Origin of the sequence: Vibrio hepatarius (assembly GCF_011806575.1) — a bacterium.
GTDB classification, from domain to species: domain Bacteria; phylum Pseudomonadota; class Gammaproteobacteria; order Enterobacterales; family Vibrionaceae; genus Vibrio; species Vibrio hepatarius_A.
Map to the genome: position 1 here is coordinate 86,779 of NZ_JAATOO010000001.1, position 16,834 is coordinate 103,612.

Genomic DNA, 16,834 nt, shown 5'->3' on the forward strand with positions numbered 1-16,834 from the left:
CCTAACTCACTAGCCCTTTTTCCACTGCGTATTTGGCTAATTCCGCCGTGCTGTGTAAATCCAATTTGTGTTTGATGTTTTGACGGTGAGTTTCGACGGTGCGATAACTGATATTCAATAGCGAGGCGACTTTCTTACTGCTGTTGCCTTGGGCAACTAGCTTGAGTACAGCCTCTTCTCGACGACTCAACGGATTCGGTTTTTGCGCTGCCGGCGTCACTTCCTGAGAAAATAGCGTTTGCGTCACTGACTCACAAAAGTACGTTGAACCTTGGTTGACCGTTTTGATCGCCTGAACCATTTTTTCCGCGCTGATTTCTTTTAGCATGTAACCGACCGCGCCCACCTGCATTACTTTCATAATGTATTCGCGGTTATCATGCATGGTCAGCATCAATACTTTTGCACTCGGGTTTTCTTCACGAATTACACTGGTGGCTTTTATGCCGTTCATTACTGGCATGCTTACGTCCATCAATACAACGTCTGGCTGTAACTCCCTTACGACGTTAATCGCTTCCAAGCCGTTACTTGCCGTGCCGATGACTTCAATACCCGACTCCATTTGCAACCGCGCAATAAATCCATCCAAAACTACTTGGTGATCATCTGCAATGACCACGCGAATTGTTCTATCCATAAACCAATCCATCCAATTGCAACAACACGGTTATTTCCGTTCCAAACCCAGGTTCACTCTCGATTTCGAAGTCACCACCAATAAACTCTACTCGCTCACGCATATTGCGTAACCCGATTCCGCCTTTTCGCATCGCGCTATTGACGTCAAAGCCGACGCCATCGTCACGAATAATTAACTGCAACATATTACCCATCTGCTGCAAGATGACACTCACTTTTGTCGCATTGGAATGTTTCTCAATGTTAGTGAGCGATTCCTGAGCCACACGATATAAGGTTGTCGCGGCCTCTGAATGCAAACGTCCAGGCTCAGTAGACAACGACGTTTCAATTTCTACGCCCGAGTGCGCTTTATAGTCTTGAAGTAAGCTGTTCATTGCCGCTTCCAGACCAATATCGTCTAGCGCACTTGGACGCAATTGATGCGAGATATTGCGCACTTCATTAATCGCGGTCATCAAAGAGTGCTGCGATTTCGATAAGTATTTTTGCAGCTCAGGCTGCTCAATTTTACTGCTGAGTAAGTCCAAGTGACACTTGCTTGAAACCAGCAGTTGGTTGATTCCGTCATGCAGTTCCCGAGCGAGATGTTTTTTCTCGTCTTCTTGAAACATCACCGTTTTATGCGCCAATTCTTTCAGGCTACGGTCTGCGAGCCTGTGTTCGTGTAAATTAACCGCTAAGGTGATCACCACGATCACCGCTACCGTGACAATCACAATCACAACCACAGTAAAAAATGTGGTTTCGATGTTTTGATTTATTTCTGACTGCAACTTGGCAACCTCGGTCGATACATCTTCCATGTAAAGACCAGTACCGATCATCCACTTCCATTTGTCGAGCCAAGCAGCGTAACTGAGCTTAGGAACGTTTTCGCCTGTTGAGGGTTTTTGCCATAAGTAGCTATGAAAACCACCGCCGCTCTGCGCCTGATACAGCAAAGCTTCAATCAGAAAATCACCGTTTTCATCCTGCAGACTCAATAAGTTTTGTCCGATTAGCTCAGGGATAATCGGGTGGACAAGGTTTGTGCCGCTCTCATCGTAAACAAAGAAGTAACCATCTTTGCCAAAGCGCAAGCTATCGACGATCTCTTTCACTTGCTGCTGCGCGACGTCTTGCGGCAAGCTCGGATCGTTATAGATATGAGAAATTGCGCCAATCACCAGCTCAACACGGTCTTTCAGTGCGGTCTCTTTCGATTGAATCAACCCTTCCTTGAATAGCTTGACTTCGTTCTCACCTAACGCCTGAGTTTGGTAGATAGATATCCAGCTGGTGATCGCAGTCACCAGCAATAACGGCAATAAGCTCAATAGTATGAGTTTCGCTTGTAGATGCATTTCATTCCCTTTAATACAACAAAAGCTGCTTATCTTTCGACAAGCAGCTTCACTATATCAATAGTTGCTAATTAACTGTAATTAACTGGTCACATTCCATAAAATCCTGGGAATATCAGCAAGCTAGCGAGTACCAATATCTGGATGGCGATAAACGGCATCACTCCGCGGTAGATGTCTCTGGTCGTCACGCCTTGTGGCGCAACACCTTTAAGGTAGAACAAGCTAAAACCAAATGGTGGCGTGAGGAACGAAGTCTGTAAGTTCATCGCAATCAGAATCGCGAACCAAGTCATGTTGATGCCCATAATCTCTGCGATAGGTGCAAGAATTGGTACGATGATGAAACAGATTTCAACGAAGTCGATAAAGAAACCCAACACCAAGATAACCAACATGGTGACAATCAAAAAGCCCCATTTGTCGCCCGGCAGTTGAAGCATCCACTCTTCAACCAAGTAGTCACCACCCGTGTAGGTAAACGCCATTGAGAATGCCGTCGCACCCAGCAGAATCGCAAATACCATCGCGGTCACTTTGACGGTCTCTTTAGACGCATCGTAAACCATCTTCCAGCTAAATTGCTTATACAGAAGTGCTAGAACAATCGCACCAGCACCACCTAACGCGGCAGATTCGGTTGGTGTGGCGACGCCCGCAAAGATGGAACCCAATACCACAACGATCAACGCCAGCGGTGGAATCACCGCTTTCAGAGCAGTAATCACTTCTTCTTTACGGCTGACCAAACCATCACTTGGAATAGGTTGAGCCGCTTCTGGGTTCATTTTTGCGTAGATAAGAATGTAAACCACGTACGCACCAACTAGAACCAGACCTGGCCACACTGCGGCTTGGAACAGATCACCAACTGGCACGCCCAGTACATCACCAAGTAAGATCAATACGATTGACGGCGGGATTATTTGTCCTAAAGTACCAGACGCACAAATGGTGCCACACGCTAAGCCTTTATCGTAGTTGTACTTCAACATCACTGGCAAAGAGATAAGCCCCATGGCAACCACGGATGCACCGACAACGCCTGTAGATGCCGCAAGCAACGCGCCAACCAACACCGTAGAGATCGCGATACCACCGTGCACGCCACCAAACAACTTGCCCATCGATTCAAGCAACTGTTCTGCAAGACGTGTTTTTTGTAGCACCAAACCCATGAAGACAAACAGCGGCACTGCCATTAACACCGTGTTCTCCATGATGGATTGAATGCGATATGGCATAAAGGCAAACATATCAAAACCTTCTGCCCAAACACCAAATATCAGCGCAATACCACCAAAGGTAAACGCAACCGGAAAGCCAAGTAGCAAAGCAAACAAGGCGACGAAAAACATTACTATACCGACCATGATTTGCTCCTACTTCTGCTCGCCGTTATTGGCGTGTATCAAATGGGGATTGACGATTTTATTGAGCGAATGCAGTAATAAACCGATGCCGCTGATCGCCATAAAGAAGAAGGAAAGAGGAATCATAGCCTTGATGATCCAACGGTAAGGTAAACCACCCGGATCGCCAGAAGTTTCACCTAATGCGTAGCTTTCTTTCGCAAAGTCGATGCCGTACCACGCGACCAACAAACAAAATGGGAATAGGAAAAAGAGTGTGCCAAGCAAATCGATCACGGCTTGGGCCTTGTGTGACAGCCTTTCATAGAACAAATCAACTCGCACGTGTCCACCCGCTTTAATCGCATAAGGGACACCAAGTAAAAATACGGCTGAGAACAAATGCCATTCCATCTCTTGGAACGCAATTGACACATCGTTAAACGCGTATCGCATCACTACGTCATACACAACGTTTGCGAGCAGCAAAATAAACAATATGCTGGACAACCACCCTAGAAAGTCGCCAAAACGATTAAACAATCGCTCGATATAAATCAGACTTCTCATTCCCTACTCCATGGAATTCTTGATGTACGCCACTCAATTGAGTGGCGTTATATTGAGTTTTCTTGAGCTTCCCCACTACGTGACATTGTCACTACGAAGGGATTAATTTAATTATTATTTAGTTTCTTGTGCAGCTTGGTTGTTCAAGTAAGCACGGTGTGAGATATCCGTCCATGCACGCACTTGTTTTAGGTAGTCAGCTTGAGATTTTTGAATCTCTTTCGCCAATTCGTCTTCCGCTGCGTGTTTTGCTAGTAGACGAGCGTTTGCGTCACGCATTGCTTGCATTACTGCTGGTGGGAAGTCTTTTACCTGAACATTTGGGTATTCTGTTTTGATAGAAGCCCAGTTCTTACCGCTTTCATGCGTTGCTTGAGTGTACATATCGTAAGCTGCTGTACGCATTGCTACGCGTAGAATTTCACGTAGGTCTTCAGGTAGACGCTGCCAAGTGCGTTTGTTCACTAGGAATTGCAGCTCTGAACCTGGCTCATGCCAGCCTGTGTAGTAATAAGGTGCGATTTTGTGGAAACCCATACGCAGGTCAAGTGACGGACCCACCCACTCTAGTGCGTCGATAGTGCGGCGCTCTAGCGAGGTGTACAGTTCACCCGGTGCAATGTTGGTAGGTTTCGCGCCTAGCTCCGCTAAGATTTCACCCGCAAAACCCGGAATACGCATCTTCAGACCTTGAAGGTCTTCAACTGTATTGATTTCTTTTTGGAACCAGCCACCCATCTGAACGTCGGTGTTACCACCAGGGAAAGAAAGCAGGTTATGTGGAGAGTAAACTTTCTCCATCAGCTCCATACCACCACCGTGATAGAACCACGCGTATTGCTCTGCGGGTGTCATACCGAAAGGCATAGAAGTAAAGTAAAGCGTGTTTGGCACTTTGCCTTTCCAGTAGTACGAACCTGAGTGGCCCATGTCGTACTGACCAGATTTCACCATATCAAAAACGCCAAGCGGCGCTTTGTGTTTGTTTGCTGAGTCAATACGGATCTGTAGTCGACCGTTCGACATTTTCTCAGCCATTGCCGCCATATTCTTGGTTGCGTCACCAAATACTGGAAAGTTTGGTCCCCATGTTTCCGCCAGTTTTAGGCGGTAAACTTTTTCTGCCGCATTCGCAGATGTCGCCATAACAGCTAACGCAGCTGCCATCGCGGTTCCTTTCAATACACGTTTCAAAGATTGCTTGATTAGACTCATGTTCACGTCCTTTGTTTAACGACATACCTTCAATAGGTAGCTTCTGTTTCGCATACAGAATGAAACAGGCGCCGCCAAGAAAAAATCAGCGAGAACACGGAACAATGTTTACATAAATTTGACTCATTCGACCAAAGCCTTACGTATAACTACGTAATATAAATTGAGACAAAACTCATATAGCTTTATTAATCATTGAGTTAAGAGTTAGGATATTTACTTAAAGAGTGAAAAATACTTAGTTACTTTTCGATAGTAGGCTTGTATTAGAATTGTAATAAATGTGATAGATATAAAATTAATTGCTCAGATTTTGCGTTCAAAAAAGCCCCGAACAAGTCGAGGCTTTCTAAAGCTATCTACTGATTGATTCAATCAGGATTTCGCGGAACTTAAATGGCTTTGTAAATAACTTTGTTGCCCGCTAGCTGCTCTTTCACTACTAGGTTTTCTTCTAGAAGTTTTTTAAGAGCACCTGTTGCCCATGAAGCTGCTTTTGCGTCTTCTTGACCAGCAGCTAGGCCGATACCTTTAGGGTTGATACCTTCAGCGTTTGCTAAAACGATATCAAGAACTTGTTGCTGTTTTGGCGTTAAAGCAACGTCAGTTGCTTTCGCTACTACAACTTTCTCCGCTGCTGGCGCTACAGCTACTTTTTTCTCAACTACAGGCTTAGCTTTCTTTGTTGCTTCTACATTTGCAACTGTCGCTTTAATGCGTTTTTGCAGTTTCATCTGCACTTTACGCTTATGAGCAAGTCTCATCGAGTATTTCTCCAGTTCACTGCATACGGAGCAGTGGTGAAAATTTGAAGCGCGTTTTATACCAAAATTTTGCGGTCATTTACAGGGTAAGCCACGCTTATTCGGCCAAAAATGCGCGATATGCGGTTATAAGACTACAATTTAATCAAGGGGAGCTAAGATACTTTCTAGACTACTGAATATATAAACAGAGGTTTTTACGTTTAAGAGTACGTCGTATGCAAACGCAACATCTGACCAATCAACCCATCAATCTCAAGTCACCAACCATGAAACTTTTTGGGTGGATTATGGCGATCGCTCTAATTTTTTTGGTGATGTATTCTCCGGGTTGGCAGCAAGCACTACTCACACTCGTAGTGATCACTTCGGTACTTGGTTTTGCGTATTTAATGATAAAAAAGGCGACGGTCGCTTATACCCTCACTCCTACACACTTTCAGCAACATCTGTTTAAAGGCGGCTGGGTTGTAAAGTGGACTAACATCAGCAAAATCGGCATCTGCCAATACGACCAAGATGGTTGGCAACATCCTCTACCGTGGATTGGCATCAAGCTGAAACACTATTCACCTTATCTGATGAGTATCTGTCCAAGGATTGCCACTGAAATATTGCTGAGCCAGCGCGCGCTACTTTACTTAGGCGCCAAGCAGAATCAAGAAGCCACCGCATTTGAAGATATTGTCTTAGATTCCAAACCCTATAAAAACTCGAACGGCGAAGAATTTAAAGGGCTACAGGCGATGTTAGCCAACCGTATGATGCACCAAAGAAGCTACTACGATTACGATATCTTCATTTCCGTTCACGACTTAGATCGATCGCCAGAAGAGTTTGTCGGCCTAACGAGAAGATATCTCGCGGCGGCTGAGCCAGAAGAGTAGACTTCCAAGCACTAAAAAAGGCCGCGAAAGCGACCTTTTTATTCATCTTTGCCGGAGAGCTAGTAAAGTGGCATTTCGTCTGCAACAAATGGGTTTGAAGCACGTTCGTGGCCAAACGTCGACTCAGGACCATGGCCCGGAACAAAACGAACATCTTTACCTAATGGCCACAGTTTAGACTTGATAGAGTTGATTAGCGTATTGAAGTCGCCTTTCGGGAAGTCGGTACGACCAATAGAGCCATTGAAAAGAACATCACCAACAAAAGCCAGTTTCGCTTCTTCACTAAACAGTACAACGTGACCAGGTGTGTGGCCCGGCGTATGAATCACGTCCATCACTTGCTTACCAAAGTGGATCTTGTCACCTTCTTCCAACCATTTACTCGGTTCGAACGCTTGAGTCAGTGGGAAACCAAACATCTGGCTCTGACCTTCCAGACCTTGTAGCCAGAAGTTATCGTCTTTGTGTGGACCGACGATGTCTACACCACCCAGTGCTTGCGCCAAAGGCTCTGTACCACCTACGTGATCAAGGTGACCATGAGTCAGAACAAGGTTGACGACTTTAACGCCAAGCTCATTAATTAGCATTTCAAGTTGTTTTACGTCGCCGCCCGGATCAACCACGATGCCCTCCATGGTTTCATCGCACCATACGATAGAGCAGTTTTGAGAAAACGAGGTAACTGGAACGACTTGATACTTCAGCGACATAAAAAGACCTTATTAGAAATCATAACTGGCAGAACTATGACATCTGACAAGGTCTTTGACAACCGTCTGTTGGTGCTATGCCCAGTAGCGAACCGGACCAGTATCGATATGGATAAAGTTACTGCGAGGATAATAACCGACCCCACCAGCTTTAAGACTGATCGCAGCGTCGCGAACCTGCTTTAAGTTAACGCCGTCTAAGCGGAAATCAATTGCCTGCCCCAGCATATGATAACTCTTTTTCGCCACGCCACCAGACTTGGCACGCAGCGCTTCGTTAGTCGCTGGCGAGCGGTAACCGGAAATCACCAACACTTCTGACTCAACACCAAGTTCCGCTTGTATCAAAGAAATTTGGTCAAATAGATACTTGTCCATCGCGTGAACTTCATTGCGACGGTAATCTCTGCACAAATGGTTAAGTCGAGATAACTCATTTTTGAGGTAGTTTTTGCCATCAAAATAGCAAGTTTCGAGCGCTTCCCCCGTATTAAGGTTATTAAGCGCCAATTCTCTAGGTTTATCCGGGTATGATGCAAATGCTAATCCCGGAGCACAACTTGCTACCACCAGCCCACTGCCGGTTAACTTTAGAAAATCTCTTCGAGAAAAATCCACCGCGAATTGCCTTCATTCTTGTTAATTCAAATGTCAAAAAGCGACATTACCCAACTCTTATATGAAGTGCAAATGCATAAAACGTGCTAAAAAAGCACAAATTGTGGTCATTTTGTGCTTACTTATTGACGGGATTAATAAAATACTCGAAATCACCTCAACGTCATTTTTCGGTAAAGCTCACCCTTTGCCGCTTGCGAGGTTATCTAGGTGGTAAACATCTTCCCTATAATGTGTTTTGCCGCCTTCATACCACGCGGTTTGATAAATGATATGCACCGGGATTCTCTGGCGCAGTGGAATCGCTTTATTAGACAGATCTCGTGACTCCGATACTTGTTGTGCAGAAATACCTTGTGACTCGAGTATACGGTCAGCAAATACGTCTGCATGTTCAACTCGAATACATCCCGAGCTAAACGCACGTTGCTCGCGGTAGAAAAGTCCTTTGCTCGGCGTATCGTGGAGGTAAATAGCTCTGGCATTGGGTGTGTTGAATTTGTACAGCCCTAGTGCATTTTGATAACCCGAACGTTGAGTCATGCGGTATGGGAACGCTTTTGGATTGACGCTCGCCCAATCAATTTCTTGCGGATTGATTCTATCTGGAGAACCCCACTTAGGTAAAATCTCAAAATTATGACGACTGAGATAACTCGGGTCTCGCTTTACTTTTGGAATGATATCTTCGACCATGATTTTCCATGGCACATTCCAGGTCGGGTTGAGGATCAACGCATTCAGATTAGTTCGCATCACCGGCGTCGGTCTTGCTTTGCGTCCCACTACCACTTTCGATTCAAATACCGTTTCGCCATCTAACCAATACTTCATATCGTAACTTGGTACATTGACAACAATGATGGTATCGCGCTCTGTCGGCCAATAGCGCGTGCGCTCTGCATTAAGCGCCAGTTTACTTAGTCGCGATTCAATCGGGAAATTAAGCCATTTCAAAGTCGAAGGACCAATCACACCGTCGGCTTTCAGGCCATGCAAACTTTGAAACTGTTTCACTGCGCCTTCTAAGCTGGCGTCATACCAAGTCACGTCACGACGTACATCGCTTAAATCAACATCAACAATCGACATGCGCTCAAGCAATAGATTACGGTTATCGAGCGTATCACCGACTCGTTTCAAACCCGTTTGTTTATAGCGAGGGATGTAGTTTTTTTGATAGCGCACCAAATTCAGGTATGTATCAATTAAACGTTGGTAGCTGTCATTGTCAGGAGTATAAGTATCAATGAGTGCAGCAAGCTGTTGACTCGCAACCGCGCGTTTGAGTGCGATAATCGTGCTTTCAAGCGGTGGTGTCAGTGGCTCAGTCAGCTTTTGCTCAAAGAACCAATAACGGCCTTCATTTTTGGCTTTCTCAGCATAGTTTAGGTACAGAATCAGGGTGTCTGTCGCCAGCAAGTCGTACTCGTGCCAACGATTACTCTTACGATAGTATTGGAGAAAATTAAGTTGACGGGTAAATAGAGGACTGAAACCGGCACGCTGAATTACCTCTAGACGAAACTCTAAGTTACTGCCTAGCTGTAAGTCATACCAAATTAGCTGATCATCGTTATCTTGGTATATCTGTTCCAGTAATTCAGGGTAATGAACTAACTTATGAATTTGGTCATCTTGCGATGTCCATCCCAGCCGTTCAAAATAGCCTGACGCTGCCGCTGGTAAAGGAAACAAGCACACCAGCAACAGATAAATTTTCCAATTCCCCATCACGACAACCTTATTCTTTTCTTTATCGGATAAAGTATGGCAGAGAACTGAGAAACTGATGTGACTTGTTTTTAAGAATTGAAAAAACGTTGCTAATATTCAATATGTTAATTATGAATCGACGCCCAGTGATTGTCCCACTGCACGCCAGAGGCAATGGCCTTCTTATCACCCGGCTGATACTGCGTAACCACACTCCCACTGCCTGAACTCACTCGGAAAAATCCATCATGGGTGACGACACCAGAAGCATCTGCCAGCGGCTCGAGTTCCACTAACTTTCGTGTGTACTTAGACCAAATGCCGTAGCAGTTACCGCGTGGTGACGTCGCGAGTATCCAATCCTCGGTTGCCGCAATACTGGCGATGTAATGATTGAACCTCGCCCACTGTTCCGGCTCGGCTTCCAAAGAGACCATTTCGCTACCGCGCGTATGCATCGCCAATAACGACGGGTATTCATCTGGCTCACCGCGATACTGTTGGCCACATAATACCGTTTCACTGCCGCCGTGCGCTAAGTGGCGAATACTCAAGTGGTGGTCAGCTAAAGAGACTTGATCGAGCAACTCGCCATTGGCGTTTAAATAGCTCAAACTCGGTGACATAGTCTCAAGGTTTAGTGGCTTACGACCCTTGGTATGCACGCCACCGACACCAATTACGATGGAGTCATCCGGCATAACAATCACTTCATGCGGGCCGATACCAAAGCCGGTAAACTCAGCGACTTTGTTGTAGCCCGCAATAACGTCATAAACACCAATAATCCCTCTGCTGGTTCGACGTTCGCCTTCTGTCACATAGAGCCATCGCCCATCGTTGGAATACACGCCATGTCCGTAATAATGTCGCTCCGGCGTCGCGGGTAAAGCTCGCACCACTTCTCCTGTCGTGTAATCAAACACCACAAAGAAAGTACCCGGTCTCCTGGCAAACGCTACAGCATGATTCATGATCGCATTCACCGCGACGCCGTGCCCACGTGCAGGCAGAGCGATCTGGCGGATTGGACGGCCAAACTCATCGGCGACAACAGCAGAATACTTGTCGCGCCCGCTGATTGAGCATCCAATTAATGCCGGAGTTTGCGCTTGGCGTACAGACGCGCAACCAAACGGCAAGGCAGGAACAGCAGCGCTAAACAGCGCAGCTTTAAGTAGTTTACGCCTTGTTTGATTAGTCACCATCGGTTGCATTGAATCCTATAACGACACCAAGTTCGACAGCCACTTCTTCATGGATCAGGTATTTTAGCTGTTCCAGTTTGTTGTACTGCGCGTATGCTCGCTGATAACCCTGCTTGGTTTGCAACATCTCAAACAAGCTTTGCTCCGCAGGCCAAGTTTCTCTCGTCATTGCAAATTGCTGCTTAACGCGGTCTGCGAGTGACGATTCACCGCGCGCTCTAAGTATGGCGTCAAGGCCGTTACCCTGCGCAAAGTAAAGCACTTCCATCGCTTGGACATTATCCGCTAAGTTCTTCATCGACGTTTGCGAGCGCCAAGACTCGGCGAAATATGGTCGCGGATGACCAAAGTTCGCCAACGGTCGACTAAGCTTTTTCATACTGTATTCAAGCTGGTTAGAAAGCAGCGCGATGTATTCCGTCAGCCACGTTTTCTCATCCAGCTCTTTCCAAGGGTTTTGTTGCCATGCCGCTGAAATGCGCTGGGCGTTATTAGCTAAATTGCGACTGATAGACACGCCAGTGTCACACGTTTGAGCCGTATTTAAGTCCGAAGCTTCGTCATACAGCAACCACTCAATCGCCCCCAAACCTTGAACAGTCACGCTTTGCCGCGCAATTTCCTCGGGCGTCCAAGCTTTATTTTGCTTGGCTAATGCCATCATTTTTCGGCCTGTGGTATTTTTTTTATCTGGCCAGAATTGCACATTCCAGCTTTGCGCCAATGCTTGTTCTGGTCCACGTTCCTGACCTTGAAGCGCCATCCAACTCGCCATCGTCGTATGCCATTGGCTTTGCAGCTCTTCCAATGATGCAGACGATTGGCAGTAGTCACTAAACGTGGCATTGAGCTGCTTGGTCTTCGCAGCGAATCGTTGCGCTGAGTCGAACTCGACTTGATAAACGCTTTGACTCGCGTGAGAGGTTTGTTCTGCTTGCACGTTATGCTCACCCGTCGACTGACAGCCGAGCAATGTGGTAACTGATACAGCAAGCAAAGATAGAGAAACTTTGTTCATCATCATGCCTTACAACGAGTTCAAGAAAGCGATCAGTGCACCGCGCTCTTTTTGGTTAAAGGTCAACACCTTACTCTTTGCTCGCTCAGCTTCTCCACCATGCCACAGCACCGCTTCCATCAAGTTACGCGCGCGGCCGTCGTGTAAGAAATAGGTATGGCCATTTACTTCTTGCGTGTAACCAATGCCCCACAACGGTGGCGTGCGCCATTCGGTGCCGCTAGCAAGATACTCAGGACGATGATCCGCTAAGCCCTCTCCCATATCGTGCAACAACATATCGGTGTACGGGTGGATTGTTTGTTCAGAAAGCGCAGGGAAGCCTTCTCGCTTCGCAGTCTTCACATTGGTCTTATGGCAACTTTCACAACCTGCAGAGACAAACAGCTTTTGTCCTAATACAACTTGCTCATCGTTGACATTGCGACGAATTGGAACCGCTAAGTGTTGTGAGTAAAACTCAACAAAGTTCAGGATCTTATCGCTGACTTCTGGCTGTCCGCCGTTTGGCAGATCGTCACACAAGCTTTGGCGGCTAGTACAGTTCTCATTCGGGAATAGACGACTGGTTAAGCCGACATCGCCATTAAATGCCGCCGCGTTTTGCTGCATCAAAGTAGGTTGGCCTGCTTTCCAGCCAAAGCGACCGATCGCAAAATCATTTTTTTGTACGTCCCATACGCGATTTGTCTTACCTGAAATGCCATCAGCATTTTTATCTTGTTCGTCCGCCCACGCTTCTAGCGTTGCATCAGGAATACTCTCTAATAAGCCAAGGCCAATCATTGGTGGCGCCACGCGCGCGGAGAACTGAGTATCTGGGTGGATGTCACCATAACCTAAGTCAATGATTTCTAGCTTAGGTTTACGAAGTACCACTTCGGTTCCATCAGTGAATTTGACGGGAATATCGGTGTAAGTAATTTTGATCTGTCCTTCAGGCGTTTGATCTTGCAAAGCAAAATCTTGTAGCTGACCGCCGTACGTTGGCTCAGGGATCACACCGTCTTTGATATAAGCTTTTTTCTGCTCTGGTGTCATTGCTGGAATGCTCAGGCGCACCAACATGGAAACAGCATGAGTATCGTTCGCTTCAGGAGGGTGTCCGCGACCATCTTTGATATGACAGTTCTGGCAGCCATTGGTATTGAACAATGGCCCTAATCCGTCACGAGCATCCGTTGAAGCAGGAGCTTGAACCCAAGGATTGCGGAAGAAGCTGTTGCCTACGCTAAAGTCTAAGCGCTTGGTCATCGGCAGGTTTCCAGAAGGCAGCGAGTAAGCATTTGGGCCTTCTTTTTTCACGGAAGTATCGCCACCGGACTTTACGTCGTAAGCGAGCGCAGAAGTACTGATTAGCATCAGTGCGGTCAGAATTGATTTTGTATACAAGTTCATCTTAGAGCTCTAAATAAAGCCTTGCTTAAATGAGAAAATTTCCCATTAAATATAAGGGTATGAAACCAGCAAAAGGGCTCGTCATAGAGCCCTTCTAGAATTCAAGTAAAGATTAGAATTCGTGGTCAGCTGTATCAGGGCTTAGGTTAGTGATACCTACAATCTTCGCCGCACGTTCAATCGATTCGGTCTGCGCAACCAACGACATGATGGTTTCATTCACCAATGCATTACCTTGTGTGTTGCCTGACGCGATCAATTGGTCAAAGAACTGACCGTTTGTCTCTGCAGATGTCACCAATTGACCAACTTGAGCACGTGTCACGTCAAACTGCTTTTGGATTTCTTGCGCTGCTTGTTGGTCTTTTTGTGCGACTAAATCATTGAGGCTTGGGCCTGACAGCAGTGAACCATCTTGACGCTTGTAGATGCCCGTGTAGACGTTGTAGATGCCTTGCTCATTGTAGTAATGAGAGTTGTGAGTGTTGTCTGAGAAACAGTCGTGCTCATCTTCAGTTGAGTTCGCTTCTAGTGCGACTTTCATCCGCTCACCAGCTAATTCACCCAAAGATAGTGACCCCATGCCAAATAGCATCTTACGCAGGCCGTTCTCCGCCGAACCACTCACCAACTCTTCGCGATAGTTGCCTTTTTCATTCGCAGACCACTGCTTTTCCATCCACTCTAAGTCTTGAATGAGAAGCTCAGCTGCGGCTTTCAGGTACTCACCACGACGGTCACAGTTACCGTTTGTACATGCATCGCCAACCATAAAATCTGTGTACGCACGAGCACCCGCACCAGCATTAGTACCGTTTAGATCTTGTCCCCAAAGTAGGAACTCAATCGCATGGTAGCCTGATGCCACGTTTGCTTCAGAGCCACCCACTTCGTTTAGGTCAGCAATCGTTTGTGGCGTTAGCTTCGCGACATCTAGTGTCGTTGCGCCAATTTGTAGTTGTTTATTCGCTACGATGTTTGCGTTTGCGCCTTCATTGCCCAATTCGTATTGGTAATCCGCAGAAACGTAATCAATCAGGCCTTCGTCTAGTGGCCATGCGTTTAGCTGCCCTTCCCAATCGTCGACAATCGCATTACCAAAACGGAAAACTTCAGACTGTTGATACGGTACGCGAGAGTCTAACCATGCTTGTTTCACTTCTTCTAACTTAGCCGCAGAAGGAGTAGAGAGGAAAGATTCGATAGATTGGTCAAGTACCTTAGCCGTCGTTAACGCATCAGCAAATACTGCGTGAGCAATATCTGCATAGTGCTCAACAACTTGTTCTTGAGTCACGTTGGCTGCCATTGCTGAGCTGCTAGCAATAACCAAAGAGGTAGCTACTGACTGGGCTATTAGCGATTTTAAGTTCATGGAAGGCGTCCTTGTTGATGATAATAATCGTTCTTAATAGTTAGTGCTAATTATTCTCATTTGCACTATTGGACGCAAATAATACAAAGTTACAATTTTTTTTCAACCTATATACAAAAAAAGCCTCACGAAAGTGAGGCTTCTATCAACATTGTTTACAAGAGGCTTTATAGTTTTAAATCATGCTTACCATGAGAGACTTTGGCTTTGAGGTAGCCTTCATTCCCATCTTTTAAGTGAGCTGAGGTATTGACAACGCCTTTAATTTCAATGCCGTGTTCACTGAGCTCTTTGATCTTTTTCGGGTTATTTGTCACCAAACGGATCTGATTTACGTTCAACGCTTTAAGCATTTGTGCCGCTTCAGTAAAGTCTCGCAGATCATCACCGAAACCAAGGTGGTTATTGGCTTCGTAGGTATTCATCCCTTCGCTCTGCAGCTTGTAGGCATCAATCTTGTTATAAAGGCCAATACCGCGTCCTTCTTGACGAAGATAAAGAATGATACCGCCCGACTCGGCCATGCTATTGATGGTCTCATCCAACTGCTCTCCGCAGTCACATCGAGATGAATGGAAAACGTCGCCCGTCAGGCACTCAGAGTGCATACGAACTAAAGGAATGTCTTGAGTTTTGTCAGCTTGTTTGAAAATGACGGCAACGTGTTCTTTATCGGTTTTTAGACCTTTAAAAGATAAAATCTCAGCGTCAATATTGCTTTTAGCACCGACTTTAAAATCTACTCTGGCTCTTACTTCCGCCATATCTCTACTCACTTGAATCTACTTCTATGTCATTTCTATCTTGGTAGAAATCTCTGATGTCACTAACTATGGGGATTCACAGCTGATAAATCAATGGTTAGTTAACAATTGTTATAATATAACAATTTAACACGAAGACAATAAAAAACCTCAACGACTTAACATCGTGAGGTTTCTAGAATTTATTCAACATTGGGGTTAGTGGTTTTGTTTGATTTTCCAAACAGAATGCTCAACCCACATCGCCTCAAGTTCTTGTAGCTCTTCTTCTGTTAGCAGAGAAAGTGTTGGCTTGGTCTGCGGCAACGTGTAAGCCTGCAGATGACTAATCTGAGCGTAAAAGTCTTTTCGCAGTTGTGATTTGTTCGTTTCCACTACTTTCCCTGTCATCTGAATATATTGAATAGATACAAATTTATTTTTCTTTTGTCTAGAAAATGATACCAAATTACATAATCCACGCAAAAAGTAATGTTAAAAGTGAGCATAAAATCACAATTTATTTAACATCTTACACTTTACAATTCATATTATTCTTGGATCCAAAAATGATCCATTTAATAGTCATAACAATTGATTGGATCATTCTTTTTAAAATCGCGCATATTCAGTAAAACCACAACTCATTTTAAAACAATGAGTTACAAATATGCTCTCGCGTTCATATGTAATGGAAAAATAAAATGAATAGATCTAAGTAATATTGTTTATTGGATCCACAAAGCAAGGATAAAAAAGCAGGCTTTCGCCTGCATTTTACTTTCTATAACCTAATTTGACGTTGCCGTGAGAATCAAACCATAAGGCTTCAGTACGTCTGCGACCAATTAATATTGGCCCATCGTCGTAGAACAAAAAGTTTTTCCAATGCTTCTTAAACGTTGACCATTTAGTTTCGATCACATTGTACTTCTCGTAACAGAAATAAACCGTTACATCGTCTTGCCAATCCATAAATGCTAACACTTCTTCAGGCAATGACTCGTCGTCTGATTCCCATGCTGCCATCCAGTCTACGGTTTCTTTCCAGTTAGACTCTTTCATTGGCCAATCGCTTGAACTTAAACGGTCCGCATCAGGGCTTTGCGCACTGATGTTCTCTTTCCACAACTGCGATGCGCGCGCTTGCGTCATCGGTTTGATCGCTTCCAAGTCACTTTCTGGGACTGGCATCGACTGGTGAGTAAAAATCCATTTTCTTTGGTATTCATCCAAAGTTAAATACGACATTCATTTTCCTCGTAG

17 protein-coding genes are annotated in these 16,834 nt (G+C 45.4%); 1 reads left to right on the forward strand and 16 read right to left on the reverse strand.

Going from position 1 to position 16,834, the window contains the following annotated elements; translation table 11 throughout:
* Position 1 precedes the first annotated feature (1 nt).
* The 6 genes from HCZ42_RS00410 to HCZ42_RS00435 all read right to left on the reverse strand — a co-directional run bounded on the left by HCZ42_RS00410 (position 2) and on the right by HCZ42_RS00435 (position 5,889).
* Positions 2–640: a response regulator transcription factor gene (locus HCZ42_RS00410; RefSeq protein WP_167418823.1), complete on the reverse strand. Its 639-nt coding sequence runs from the start codon at positions 638–640 to the stop codon at positions 2–4.
* Complete coding sequence (locus tag HCZ42_RS00415; RefSeq protein ID WP_167418824.1) at positions 633–1,988, reverse strand: cache domain-containing protein; 1,356 nt, start codon at positions 1,986–1,988, stop codon at positions 633–635. The genes HCZ42_RS00410 and HCZ42_RS00415 overlap by 8 nt, the downstream gene beginning before the upstream one ends.
* A gap of 89 nt (positions 1,989–2,077) precedes the next feature.
* Positions 2,078–3,361: a TRAP transporter large permease gene (locus HCZ42_RS00420; protein ID WP_167418825.1), complete on the reverse strand. Its 1,284-nt coding sequence runs from the start codon at positions 3,359–3,361 to the stop codon at positions 2,078–2,080.
* A gap of 9 nt (positions 3,362–3,370) precedes the next feature.
* The gene (locus HCZ42_RS00425; protein ID WP_167418826.1) at positions 3,371–3,910 is read right to left on the reverse strand and encodes a TRAP transporter small permease subunit; all 540 of its coding nucleotides are present in this window, start codon (positions 3,908–3,910) and stop codon (positions 3,371–3,373) included.
* 114 nt (positions 3,911–4,024) lie between these two features.
* Positions 4,025–5,125 (reverse strand): TRAP transporter substrate-binding protein, encoded by a 1,101-nt coding sequence (locus HCZ42_RS00430; protein ID WP_053408475.1) that lies wholly within the window; start codon positions 5,123–5,125, stop codon positions 4,025–4,027.
* A 392-nt stretch (positions 5,126–5,517) separates the two neighbouring features.
* Positions 5,518–5,889 (reverse strand): MarR family transcriptional regulator, encoded by a 372-nt coding sequence (locus tag HCZ42_RS00435; protein WP_167418827.1) that lies wholly within the window; start codon positions 5,887–5,889, stop codon positions 5,518–5,520.
* A 218-nt stretch (positions 5,890–6,107) separates the two neighbouring features.
* Here HCZ42_RS00435 and HCZ42_RS00440 point away from each other — a divergent pair, with 218 nt between their 5' ends.
* Complete coding sequence (locus HCZ42_RS00440) at positions 6,108–6,776, forward strand: DUF2982 domain-containing protein (RefSeq protein ID WP_167418828.1); 669 nt, start codon at positions 6,108–6,110, stop codon at positions 6,774–6,776.
* A 59-nt stretch (positions 6,777–6,835) separates the two neighbouring features.
* Here the strand turns inward: HCZ42_RS00440 and HCZ42_RS00445 are convergent, their stop codons facing one another.
* The 10 genes from HCZ42_RS00445 to HCZ42_RS00490 form a co-directional block, all read right to left on the reverse strand.
* The gene (locus HCZ42_RS00445; RefSeq protein WP_167418829.1) at positions 6,836–7,492 is read right to left on the reverse strand and encodes an MBL fold metallo-hydrolase; all 657 of its coding nucleotides are present in this window, start codon (positions 7,490–7,492) and stop codon (positions 6,836–6,838) included.
* Between the two features lie 75 nt (positions 7,493–7,567).
* Positions 7,568–8,110 (reverse strand): YcbK family protein, encoded by a 543-nt coding sequence (locus HCZ42_RS00450; RefSeq protein WP_053408471.1) that lies wholly within the window; start codon positions 8,108–8,110, stop codon positions 7,568–7,570.
* Positions 8,111–8,290: 180 nt separating this feature from the next.
* Positions 8,291–9,844: a L,D-transpeptidase family protein gene (locus tag HCZ42_RS00455; RefSeq protein WP_167418830.1), complete on the reverse strand. Its 1,554-nt coding sequence runs from the start codon at positions 9,842–9,844 to the stop codon at positions 8,291–8,293.
* A gap of 107 nt (positions 9,845–9,951) precedes the next feature.
* Positions 9,952–11,043: a DUF1513 domain-containing protein gene (locus HCZ42_RS00460; protein WP_175579342.1), complete on the reverse strand. Its 1,092-nt coding sequence runs from the start codon at positions 11,041–11,043 to the stop codon at positions 9,952–9,954.
* Positions 11,024–12,052: an imelysin family protein gene (locus tag HCZ42_RS00465; protein ID WP_167418832.1), complete on the reverse strand. Its 1,029-nt coding sequence runs from the start codon at positions 12,050–12,052 to the stop codon at positions 11,024–11,026. Before HCZ42_RS00465 ends, HCZ42_RS00460 begins: the two co-directional genes overlap by 20 nt.
* A 9-nt stretch (positions 12,053–12,061) precedes the next feature.
* Positions 12,062–13,450: a di-heme oxidoreductase family protein gene (locus tag HCZ42_RS00470; protein ID WP_167418833.1), complete on the reverse strand. Its 1,389-nt coding sequence runs from the start codon at positions 13,448–13,450 to the stop codon at positions 12,062–12,064.
* 112 nt (positions 13,451–13,562) lie between these two features.
* Complete coding sequence (locus HCZ42_RS00475; RefSeq protein WP_167418834.1) at positions 13,563–14,825, reverse strand: imelysin family protein; 1,263 nt, start codon at positions 14,823–14,825, stop codon at positions 13,563–13,565.
* A 167-nt stretch (positions 14,826–14,992) separates the two neighbouring features.
* Positions 14,993–15,589: a GTP cyclohydrolase II gene (locus HCZ42_RS00480; RefSeq protein ID WP_167418835.1), complete on the reverse strand. Its 597-nt coding sequence runs from the start codon at positions 15,587–15,589 to the stop codon at positions 14,993–14,995.
* Between the two features lie 198 nt (positions 15,590–15,787).
* Positions 15,788–15,964, reverse strand: a complete 177-nt coding sequence (locus tag HCZ42_RS00485; protein WP_167418836.1) for a hypothetical protein — start codon at positions 15,962–15,964, stop codon at positions 15,788–15,790.
* 381 nt (positions 15,965–16,345) lie between these two features.
* Entirely contained in the window at positions 16,346–16,819 is a 474-nt protein-coding gene (locus HCZ42_RS00490) for a DUF2947 domain-containing protein (protein WP_167418837.1), read from the reverse strand.
* Between the last annotated feature and the right edge of the window lie 15 nt (positions 16,820–16,834).

Bases quoted from the DNA above. Each gene is read 5' to 3' on its own strand.
- HCZ42_RS00440 (WP_167418828.1), top strand. From the start codon at position 6,108: ATGCAAACGCAACATCTGACCAATCAACCCATCAATCTCAAGTCACCA.
- HCZ42_RS00410 (WP_167418823.1), bottom strand. From the start codon at position 640: ATGGATAGAACAATTCGCGTGGTCATTGCAGATGATCACCAAGTAGTT.
- HCZ42_RS00455 (WP_167418830.1), bottom strand. From the start codon at position 9,844: ATGGGGAATTGGAAAATTTATCTGTTGCTGGTGTGCTTGTTTCCTTTA.
- HCZ42_RS00480 (WP_167418835.1), bottom strand. From the start codon at position 15,589: ATGGCGGAAGTAAGAGCCAGAGTAGATTTTAAAGTCGGTGCTAAAAGC.
- HCZ42_RS00470 (WP_167418833.1), bottom strand. From the start codon at position 13,450: ATGAACTTGTATACAAAATCAATTCTGACCGCACTGATGCTAATCAGT.
- HCZ42_RS00415 (WP_167418824.1), bottom strand. From the start codon at position 1,988: ATGCATCTACAAGCGAAACTCATACTATTGAGCTTATTGCCGTTATTG.
- HCZ42_RS00490 (WP_167418837.1), bottom strand. From the start codon at position 16,819: ATGTCGTATTTAACTTTGGATGAATACCAAAGAAAATGGATTTTTACT.
- HCZ42_RS00460 (WP_175579342.1), bottom strand. From the start codon at position 11,043: ATGCAACCGATGGTGACTAATCAAACAAGGCGTAAACTACTTAAAGCT.
- HCZ42_RS00435 (WP_167418827.1), bottom strand. From the start codon at position 5,889: ATGAGACTTGCTCATAAGCGTAAAGTGCAGATGAAACTGCAAAAACGC.
- HCZ42_RS00475 (WP_167418834.1), bottom strand. From the start codon at position 14,825: ATGAACTTAAAATCGCTAATAGCCCAGTCAGTAGCTACCTCTTTGGTT.
- HCZ42_RS00465 (WP_167418832.1), bottom strand. From the start codon at position 12,052: ATGAACAAAGTTTCTCTATCTTTGCTTGCTGTATCAGTTACCACATTG.
- HCZ42_RS00445 (WP_167418829.1), bottom strand. From the start codon at position 7,492: ATGTCGCTGAAGTATCAAGTCGTTCCAGTTACCTCGTTTTCTCAAAAC.
- HCZ42_RS00425 (WP_167418826.1), bottom strand. From the start codon at position 3,910: ATGAGAAGTCTGATTTATATCGAGCGATTGTTTAATCGTTTTGGCGAC.
- HCZ42_RS00420 (WP_167418825.1), bottom strand. From the start codon at position 3,361: ATGGTCGGTATAGTAATGTTTTTCGTCGCCTTGTTTGCTTTGCTACTT.
- HCZ42_RS00430 (WP_053408475.1), bottom strand. From the start codon at position 5,125: ATGAGTCTAATCAAGCAATCTTTGAAACGTGTATTGAAAGGAACCGCG.